Consider the following 10284-nt stretch of genomic DNA (forward strand, 5'->3'; position numbering starts at 1 on the left):
CTCTCGTTCTGGCCGCCTGCGGTGGAGGAGGCGACTCGTCGTCGTCGGGCCCCACCAAGATCGCCGTGTGGCACGGCTTTCAGGACACCGAGGGCACCGTGTTCAAGTCGCTGATCGATCAGTACAACAAGGAGCATCCCGACGTCCAGGTAAGCGAGCTGTACTCCAGCAACGATCTGGTGCTGCAGAAGGTGCTGACCGCGGTGCGCGGCGACAGTGCGCCCGACGTCGCGTACATGTTCGGGTCGTGGTCGCCGAACATCGCGCAGATACCGAAGCTCGTCGACATGACTTCCGCGGTGGCGCAGCCGGACTGGAAGTGGGACGACTTCTATCCCGCCGAGCGGGCCGCGGCGACGGTCGGGGACAAGACGGTCGGGGTACCCGCCCTGGTGGACAACCTCGCGATCGTCTACAACAAGAAGCTCTTCGCCGACGCAGGGATCGAGCCGCCGACCGCGAACTGGACGTGGGACGACTTCCGCTCCGCGGCAGCCAAACTGACCGATCCCTCGAAGGGACAGTACGGCTGGCTGATCCCCGCCGACGGCAGCGAGGACACCGTCTGGCACTACCTTCCGATGCTGTGGGAGGCCGGCGGCGACATCCTGTCGTCGGACAACGAGCACGCGACGTTCAACTCCGAGGCGGGCGTCAAGGCGCTGACCACGCTGCAGCAGATGGCCGTCACCGACAAGTCGGTGTACCTGGACACCACCAACGAGAACGGCCCCAAGCTGATGAACAGCGGCAAGGTCGCGATGCTGGTCACCGGGCCGTGGGATCTGAGCTCGTTGTCCGACATCGAGTACGGCGTTCAGGTGATGCCGACGTATCCCGGCTCCAGCGGTGCCCATCAGACGATCTCCGGGCCGGACAACTGGGTGGTATTCGACAACGGCGACAAGCGCAAGCAGGCGGCCGTCGACTTCGTCAAGTGGCTCACCGCGCCCGAGCAGGTCAAGACCTTCTCCCTGGGCACCGGCGATCTGCCGACCCGCACCTCGGTTGGTCAGGACCAGGCGGTTGTCGCCAAGATGGATGAGCAGCTTCCCGGCGTCGGCGTCTTCGTGCAGAATCTGTCGAACGTGAAGAAGGCCAGGCCGACGGTCGAGCAGTACCCCGCCATCTCGGAGGCGCTGGGTCAGGCGATCGTGTCCGTCATGCTCGGCAAGGACCAGCCCGCAGACGCGCTGAACTCCGCAGCTCAGGCCTCCGACGCAGCACTGGCCGGTAAGTAACGTGCCTTCCGCGCCCGCCCTGTTGGGGCGAATCGCCCGGTCGGAGAACGCAAGCGGCTGGGCGCTGGCGAGTCCGGCGGTCGTGCTGATCGGGATCTTCGGTCTGCTCCCGGTGCTGATGTCGCTGCAACTGTCGTTCCAGCACTCCGATCTGCTCACCCCGGAGACCCCATGGGTCGGGCTCGACAACTACCGCAAGTTGGCCACCGACCCGGTCTTCGTCGAGTCGATCAAGCACACGATCGTCTACACCGCGCTTTTCGTCCCAGGGACCATGTTGGTCGGGCTGTTCGTCGCCGCGGCGATGAACCGCTCGCTGCGCTTCATCTCGGTGTACCGGACCGCTGCCTACGTCACGATGGCGGTCTCCACGATCTCGCAGGGCATCATCTTTCTCTGGCTGACCGACCGTGACTACGGATTGGTCAACGCCGCGCTCAACGCGGTCGGGGTGTCATCACAACCGTTCCTGGCCTCACCTTCGCAGGCCCTGTTCGTGATAGTCGCGATGACGATCTGGGGCTGGACAGGGTTCTCGGTCATCGTGTATCTGGCTGCCCTGCAGGGGGTTCCCGCCGAGCTGCACGAAGCGGCTGCCATCGACGGCGCGAGTGCGTTCACCCGGTTCCGCACCATCACCGTGCCCCTTCTCGGGCCCGCGAACCTGTTCCTCCTGGTGTGGCTGACCATCAACGCGCTACAACTCTTCGACGAGGTCTATGCGACCACGCGCGGCGGCCCACTGCGGGCGACCACCGTCATCGTCTACTACCTGTGGGATCGGGCATTCGTGCACTTCGATGCCGGGTACGCCGCCGCGATGGCGTACGCGCTCTTCGTCGTGATCCTGGTCATCACCGCCATCCAGTTCCGCATCGCTCGTAGATACGTGCACTACTCGTGAGCGCCGATACGGTGACTCCACCGGTACCCGCGAAACCCGTTGCAGGCGAACGGACGGCAAGCACGCCGGGTGGCAGGCGCAGGTGGCGGCTGCCCTTCAGCCCGTGGCATCTGGTCCTCATCCCATTGTCCTTCCTGTTGGTCGTCCCGCTGCTGTGGATGTTGGTCACCTCGTTGGAGACCGAGGGGGAGGCCAATCACTTCCCGCCGGTTCTCTTCCCAGCCAATCCGAGGTTCCAGAACTACTCCGAGGCGTGGGACGCAGCACCGTTCGGGCAGTTCTTCCTCAACAGCGCGCTCGTCACGTTGGTCGTCCTGGTCAGCAACCTGATCGTCTGCAGCCTGGCGGGTTACGCCTTCGCCAGGATCCGATTCCTCGGTCGCGGAGCGCTTTTCGTCGTACTGATGGCCACGTTGATGGTGCCCTTCCAGGTCACCATGATTCCGGTGTTCCTGATCGTCAAGTGGTTCGGTGACAACGTCGCCGAAGTGTTCGGCATCGACCACATCGGCGCGCTGATGCTGCCCAACCTCGCGACGGCCTTCGGCATCTTCTTCCTGCGCCAGTTCTTCATGACCGTGCCCGTGGAGCTTGAGGAGGCCGCGCGCGTCGACGGGACCTCACGGCTGGGTGTGCTGTTCAAGATGGTGCTGCCGTTGTCGTTGCCTGCACTCTCGACACTGGCGGCCCTGACCGTCCTGACGTCGTGGAACGACTTCCTGTGGCCCCTCATCGTGATCACCTCACAGGACCAGATGACGATTCCGTTGGGGCTGAGCTACTTTCAGGGTGCCCACCGGGTGAAGTGGCCGCTACTGATGGCGGCCAACGTGATGAGCCTGCTGCCGATGTTGCTGGTGTTCATCGGCGCGCAGAGATATTTCGTCCAATCGGTAGCCAGTACCGGCATCAAGGGCTGAGAGGCAAGACGTTGGCAGAAGTCGAGTTCCGCGATGTCACGCGGAGTTATGCGGGCGGGCGCTCGGGTGACACCGTCGCCCTCAAGGGCCTCAACCTGACCGTGTCGGATGGGGAGTTCCTGATCCTGGTCGGACCGTCGGGCTGCGGCAAGAGCACCGCGCTGCGTCTGCTGGCTGGGCTGGACAAGCCGACGTCGGGCGAGATCAGGATCGGCGGAACCGTGGTCAACGGGATGTCCCCTGGCGAGCGGGACATCGCGATGGTGTTTCAGAACTACGCGCTCTATCCGCACATGTCCGTCTACCGGAACCTCGCCTACGGGCTGCGTCAACGCAGGACTCCTCGGGCCGAGGTCGAGCGGCGGGTCCGCGAGACGGCCAGCCTGCTGGAGATCGATGAGTTGCTGGACCGCAAGCCAGGCCAACTCTCCGGCGGACAGCGTCAGCGAGTGGCGATGGGCCGCGCCCTGGTGCGCCAGCCGCAGGCGTTCCTGCTCGACGAGCCGCTGTCCAACCTCGATGCGAAACTGCGCAACCAGGTTCGGGGAGACCTCAAGCGCCTGCACCGCGAGCTCCCGGTGACCTCGATCTACGTCACCCACGATCAGGTGGAGGCGATGACGCTCGGGGATCGGTTGTGCGTGATGTCCGACGGTGAAGTGCAACAGATCGGTACGACCGACGACATCTACAACCGGCCGGCGAACACGTTCGTCGCCGCGTTCATGGGCAGTCCCCCCATGAATCTGATGCCTGGCATGGTGCGCAGCGGGGTCCTCCACGTCGGCGGCGTTGCGATGACGACCGCATCCGAACCCGACGGCCCGGTAACCGTCGGGGCCAGGCCGGAGCATCTTCGGCTGGACACTTCCCCATCCGACGGTATGGTGCCGGCGAGGGTCGACTTCACCGAGCCGCTCGGCAGCCACGTGCTGGTCACCGCGCTCGTCGACCCTTTCCCCGACGGCTCGGTCGCCCCAGGCGAGACCCGGGTGATCGTTCAGGCCCCGTCGGGTACCGAACTGGAATCCGGCACCCGCATCGGCCTGCAGCTGCCGCCCGAGCGGACGTACTTCTTCGACGCTGAGACGGGCGACGCCCGGCATAGCCGCGAGCAGTCGTTGACGCGCAGGTAGATATAGCGCCTAAGCAAACTTTCGCGGCAGCTGATTCCGGCGCAGCGGCAGTGAGCTAGACGCCGTACCTAATGAGTTCGTCCGCGGTGACCAGGCGCTCGTGTTTGGCAGGGAAGTCACGGCTTCTGACCGGGTGCCGGATCAATGACCAGGCGATTCGTCCCATTCGTGATCGAGCGATCGGATTGATGTGCACGGCGTTCACTCCTGCGGTTGGCGTCTTGCTTCACCGTGGGCCCACACTGGCGCACGAACCCTGAGCACCATTAGACACCTGTGATCTGGCTAACACCAAACTGGCGCGCCGGAATAAGGTCAGATGTTTCTGGTGTGACTGGTGTGACTAGCCAGCTACCGCTCGGCCCTAACGCTGAGGCGCGGCGGTCGGCTTGATCGGCGCCGGAAGCGCGGTCTGGCCCATCAGGTAGCGGTCGACGCCCGCGGCCGCGGCACGACCCTCGGCGATCGCCCACACGATGAGCGACTGGCCACGACCCATGTCGCCGGCGACGAAGACACCCGGCACCGAGGTCTGGAAGTCGTCGTTTCTGGCAACGTTGCCGCGGTCGGTCAGCTCCACGTGCAGGTCGCTGAGCAGACCCGGCTTCTCAGGCCCAACGAATCCCATCGCGAGCAGCACCAGATCGGCGTCGAGATCGAAGTCGCTGCCGTCGACCTTCACGAACTTGCCGTCCTGCATCTGGACCTCGTGCACCTTCAGTCGCTCGACGCGACCGTCGGTGCCGACGAATTCCTCGGTGTTGACCGAGAACACTCGCTCGCCGCCCTCTTCGTGTGCCGACGCCACGCGGTACATCAGCGGGTAGGTGGGCCATGGCGTCGACTGGGCCCGCTCCTCCGGCGGACGCGGCATGATCTCGAACTGGTGCACGCTGGCTGCACCCTGACGGTGGGCGGTGCCAAGGCAGTCGGCGCCGGTGTCGCCACCGCCGATGATGACCACCTTCTTGCCCTTCGCGGTGATCGGCGGCTCGCCGTCGTCACCGACCACCGGATCGCCGTTTTGGACGCGGTTCGCCCACGGCAGGTACTCCATCGCCTGATGGATGCCCCTCAGCTCGCGCCCTGGGATGGGCAGATCGCGCCAGTCCGTCGCACCGCCGCTGAGGACCACTGCGTCGAAGTCGGCCCGCAACTGTTCTGCGGTGACGTCGACGCCGACGTTGACGCCGGTCCTGAACTTCGTTCCCTCCGCCGCCATCTGCTCGAGGCGACGGTCGATGTGGCGCTTCTCCATCTTGAACTCGGGGATGCCGTAGCGCAGAAGTCCACCGATCCGGTCGGCGCGCTCGAACAGCGTGACGTCGTGACCCGCCCGCGTCAGCTGCTGGGCGGCGGCCAGGCCGGCGGGACCGGACCCGACGACGGCGACGGTCTTGCCGGTCAGACGAGTCGGTGGCAGCGGGACCACCCAGCCCTCTTCGAAGGCGTTGTCGATGATCTCGACCTCGACCTGCTTGATGGTCACGGCGTCCTGGTTGATGCCGAGCACGCAGGACGCCTCGCACGGTGCCGGGCAGAGCCGCCCGGTGAACTCCGGGAAGTTGTTGGTGGCGTGCAGGCGCTCGATCGCGTCGCGCCACCGGTTCCGGTAGACCAGATCGTTCCACTCGGGGATCAGATTTCCCAGCGGACAACCGTTGTGGCAGAACGGAATACCGCAGTCCATGCATCGCGCGGCCTGGTCCTGCAGCACGTCGTGGGAGAAGTCCTCGTATACCTCGTCCCAGTCACGCAGGCGCAGCGGGACGGGCCTGCGCTGCGGGGTCTCGCGATGGGTGTGCTTCAGGAAGCCGCGCGGATCAGCCACGGGCCGCCGCCATGATCGCCTCGTTGACGTCCTCACCGTTGCGCTCCGCCTCGGCGATCGCCGACAGAACGGACTTGTAATCGCGCGGCATCACCTTCACGAAGTGCTTCAGTTCTGACTCCCAATCGGTGAGAACGTGTCGGCCTACCGCCGAATCGGTGGCGTCAACGTGCGCCTGGATGATGTCGTGCAGCCACCTGACGTCTTCCGAGTCGTCGGTGCCGAGCGCCTCGAGGTCCACCATCTCGGTGTTCAGATGGTCGGGCAGCACGCCATCCGGGTCGTACACGAACGCCATGCCACCGGACATGCCCGCGGCGAAGTTGCGCCCGGTGGGTCCGAGGATCGCGACCTTGCCACCGGTCATGTACTCGCAGCCGTGGTCGCCAACGCCCTCGACCACCGCGTGAGCGCCAGAATTTCGCACCGCGAACCGTTCGCCGACCTGACCGCGCAGGAACGCCTGGCCGCTGGTCGCGCCGAACAGAATCACGTTGCCCGCGATGATGTTGTCCTCGGCCACGTACCCGGCAGGCGCGTTCTCAGGAGGCCGCACGACGATCCGACCGCCGGAGAGACCCTTGCCCACGTAGTCGTTGGCATCGCCGTACACCCGCAGCGTGACACCCCTCGGCAGGAAGGCGCCGAAGCTGTTGCCCGCCGAACCGTCGAAGGTGATGTCGATGGTGCCGTCCGGAAGCCCTTGCCCGCCATGGGCCTTGGTCACCTCGTGACCGAGCATGGTGCCGACGGTGCGGTTCACGTTCGCGATGCTGGTCCGGAAACGGACCATTGCCCCCGTGTCCAAGGCCTCCCGGCATTGCACGATCAGCTGCTGGTCCAGCGCCTTGCCGAGACCGTGGTCCTGGCGCGAGCTGCAGTACAGATCCTGGTTCATGAACGCCGAGTTGGGCTCGTGCAGCACCGGCGAGAGGTCCAGCTTGTGGGCCTTCCAGTGCTCGGCGGCCTGCTTGGTGTCCAGCGCGCCGACCTGCCCGACCATCTCGTTTACCGTCCGGAAGCCCAACTGCGCCATCAGCTCCCGCACCTCTTCGGCGATGAACATGAAGAAGTTCTCGACGAACTCCGGCTTGCCGTTGAACCGCTCCCGCAACAGCGGATTCTGCGTGGCCACGCCCACCGGACAGGTGTCGAGGTGGCACACCCGCATCATGATGCAGCCCGCCACCACGAGAGGAGCAGTGGCGAAGCCGAACTCCTCGCCGCCCAGCAGCGCGGCCACGACGACGTCGCGGCCGGTCTTGAGCTGGCCGTCGACCTGTACGACGATCCGGTCGCGAAGTCCGTTGAGCAACAGGGTCTGCTGCGTCTCGGCCAGGCCAAGCTCCCACGGCGCTCCCGCATGCTTCTGCGACGTGAGCGGGGTGGCGCCGGTACCTCCGTCGTGCCCGGAGATCAGCACGACGTCGGCATGCGCCTTCGACACCCCCGCCGCGACGGTTCCCACGCCGTTCTCGCTGACGAGCTTCACGTGAACGCGGGCACTGGGATTGGCGTTCTTCAGGTCGTGAATCAGCTGCGCCAGATCCTCGATCGAGTAGATGTCGTGGTGCGGCGGCGGCGAGATCAAGCCGACACCCGGTGTCGAATGCCGCACCTCGGCCACCCACGGGTACACCTTGTGCCCCGGAAGCTGGCCGCCCTCACCGGGTTTCGCACCTTGGGCCATCTTGATCTGGATGTCGGTGCAGTTGGTGAGGTAGTGGCTGGTCACTCCGAAGCGACCAGATGCGACCTGCTTGATGGCACTGCGGCGCCAGTCACCGTTGGCGTCGGGATCGAAGCGGTCCGCGGACTCGCCGCCCTCACCCGAATTCGAGCGTCCGCCAAGGCGGTTCATCGCGATGGCGAGCGTCTCGTGCGCCTCGGCCGAGATGGAGCCGTAGCTCATGGCGCCCGTCGAGAAGCGCTTGACGATCTCCGTAGCCGACTCGACCTCGTCCAGCGCCACGGGCGGCCGTCCGCTGTCGGCACTGTCGCGGAACTTCAGCAGACCGCGCAATGAGGCGAACCGCTCGCTCTGGTCGTCAACGAGCTTGGTGTACTCCTTGAAGATCGAGTACTGGCCGGTGCGCGTGGCGTGCTGCAGCTTGAACACGGTTTCCGGGTTGAACAGGTGGTACTCGCCCTCGCGGCGCCACTGGTACTCACCACCGACCTCGAGCTCGCGGTGGGCGCGCTCGTCGGGGCGGTCGAGGTAGGCCAGCGCGTGGCGGGCGGCGACGTCGTCGGCGATGTCGTCGAGGTCGATGCCGCCCACCGGGCAGTGCAGACCGGTGAAGTACTCGTCGAGCACCGACTGGCTGATGCCGATGGCCTGGAACAGCTGGGCGCCCGTGTAGGAAGCCAGCGTGGAGATGCCCATCTTCGACATCACCTTCAGCACGCCCTTGCCCGCGGCCTTCGTGTAGTTGGCCTTGGCCTTGTCGCTGGTGATGTCGGTGATCACGCCCCGGTCGACCATGTCCTCGATGGACTCGAAGGCCATGTAGGGGTTGATGGCCGCGGCGCCGAAGCCGACCAGCGCGGCCATGTGGTGCACCTCGCGGGCATCGCCCGCTTCGACGACGAGGCCGACCTGGGTGCGGGTGCGCGCGCGCACCAGGTGGTGATGCACGGTCGAGACGCTCAGCAGCGACGGGATCGGGGCGAGTGACTCGTTGGACTCGCGGTCGGACAGCACGATGATGCGCGCGCCGTCGCTGATCGCGGCCGACACCTTGCCCCGCACGTCCTCGAGCGCCTCACGCAACCCCTGGCCGCCCCTGGCGACCGGGTAGAGACAACGGATGACCGCGGCGCGAAGCCCGTGCTTGTGGCCCCGGATCTCGTGGTCGGGGTCGACGCAGATCAGTTTCGACAGTTCGGCGTTGCGCAGGATGGGGTTGGGCAGCACGATCTGGCGACACGAGTCGCCATTCGGGTTCAGCAGGTCGCCCTCCGGGCCGACAGTGCCCTGCAGGCTGGTCACCACCTCTTCGCGGATGGCGTCCAGCGGCGGGTTGGTGACCTGGGCAAACAGCTGCTGGAAGTAGTCGTAGAGCATCCGCGGCCGTGCCGACAACACCGCCACCGGGGTGTCCGTGCCCATCGAGCCGAGCGCTTCGGCCCCGCTGCGCGCCATCGGCGCCACCAGCAGATTCAGCTCTTCGTAGGTGAAGCCGAAGGCCTGCTGGCGCAGCACCACCCGGTGGTGCGGCATGCGGACGTAATCGCCCTGCGGCAGATCGTCGAGGTTGAACAGCCCGGCGTCCAGCCACTCCTGGTAGGGCTGCCCAGCGGCGAGTTCGGTCTTGATCTCCTCGTCGGAGACGATGCGGCCCTGTTCGGTGTCGACCAGGAACATCCGGCCTGGTTGCAGGCGCAGCTTCTGCACCACGCGTTCCGGGTCCAGGTTCAGCACCCCGGCCTCGGACGCCATGACGACCAGGCCGTCGTCGGTGACCCAGATTCGGGACGGGCGAAGTCCGTTGCGGTCAAGGACCGCTCCGATCACGGTGCCGTCGGTGAAGCACACCGACGCCGGTCCGTCCCACGGCTCCATCAGCGACGAGTGGTACTCGTAGAACGCCCGACGGGCGGGGTCCATCGACTCGTGCCGCTCCCAGGCCTCCGGAATCATCATCAGGACGGCGTGGGGCAGGCTGCGGCCGCCGAGGTGCAACAGTTCGAGCACCTCGTCGAAGCGCGCGGTGTCCGACGCGCCCGGGGTGCAGACCGGGAAGATCTTGTCGACGTCGTCGTACGACCCGAAGACGTCGGTGCGGATGAGCGCCTCCCGCGCGCGCATCCAGTTCTCGTTTCCGGTGACGGTGTTGATCTCACCGTTGTGGGCGATGCGGCGGAACGGGTGAGCCAGCGGCCAGGACGGGAAGGTGTTGGTCGAGAAGCGCGAGTGCACGATGCCCAGCGCGCTGGTCATCCGCTCGTCCTGCAGGTCCAGATAGAACGCCTTGAGCTGCGGGGTGGTGAGCATCCCCTTGTAGGCGAACGTCTGCCCGGAAAGGCTTGGGAAGTAGACGGTTTCGCGACCAGGACCATCCTGGCCCGGCCCCTTGGTGCCCAGCTCGTGCTCGGCGCGCTTGCGCACCACGTAGGCGCGACGCTCGAGGTCCATGCCGGATGCGCCGCCGACGAACAGCTGGCGGAACGTCGGCATCGCGTCGCGCGCAAGTGCGCCAAGGGACGAATCGTCGGTTGGCACGTCGCGCCAGCCGATGAACGTCAGACC

The 10284-nt window shown here is 66.0% G+C and carries 6 protein-coding genes; 4 read left to right on the forward strand and 2 right to left on the reverse strand.

Annotated elements, in window-relative coordinates; genetic code table 11:
* Positions 1 to 8: 8 nt before the first annotated feature.
* From ACRDUX_RS14060 to ACRDUX_RS14075, 4 genes are read left to right on the forward strand one after another with little or no spacing between them, the layout of a single operon-like run.
* Entirely contained in the window at positions 9 to 1241 is a 1233-nt protein-coding gene (locus ACRDUX_RS14060; protein WP_526414647.1) for an ABC transporter substrate-binding protein, read from the forward strand.
* Position 1242: 1 nt separating this feature from the next.
* Positions 1243 to 2145 carry a carbohydrate ABC transporter permease gene (locus tag ACRDUX_RS14065; protein ID WP_526414642.1) on the forward strand — a complete coding sequence of 301 codons (903 nt, stop codon included), beginning with the start codon at positions 1243 to 1245 and terminating at the stop codon, positions 2143 to 2145.
* Entirely contained in the window at positions 2142 to 3065 is a 924-nt protein-coding gene (locus tag ACRDUX_RS14070) for a carbohydrate ABC transporter permease (RefSeq protein ID WP_526414643.1), read from the forward strand. Before ACRDUX_RS14065 ends, ACRDUX_RS14070 begins: the two co-directional genes overlap by 4 nt.
* Before the next feature lie 11 nt (positions 3066 to 3076).
* Positions 3077 to 4201 carry an ABC transporter ATP-binding protein gene (locus tag ACRDUX_RS14075; protein ID WP_526414644.1) on the forward strand — a complete coding sequence of 375 codons (1125 nt, stop codon included), beginning with the start codon at positions 3077 to 3079 and terminating at the stop codon, positions 4199 to 4201.
* Between the two features lie 364 nt (positions 4202 to 4565).
* Here ACRDUX_RS14075 and gltD read toward each other — a convergent pair whose 3' ends face one another.
* Positions 4566 to 6032 (reverse strand): glutamate synthase small subunit, encoded by a 1467-nt coding sequence (gene gltD, locus ACRDUX_RS14080; protein WP_526414645.1) that lies wholly within the window; start codon positions 6030 to 6032, stop codon positions 4566 to 4568.
* On the reverse strand, positions 6025 to 10284 hold a 4260-nt coding region (gltB, locus tag ACRDUX_RS14085), incomplete at its 5' end, for a glutamate synthase large subunit (protein WP_526414646.1). The genes gltD and gltB, both read right to left, overlap by 8 nt.

Origin of the sequence: Mycobacterium sp., assembly GCF_050701675.1 — a bacterium.
Classification (GTDB): domain Bacteria; phylum Actinomycetota; class Actinomycetes; order Mycobacteriales; family Mycobacteriaceae; genus Mycobacterium.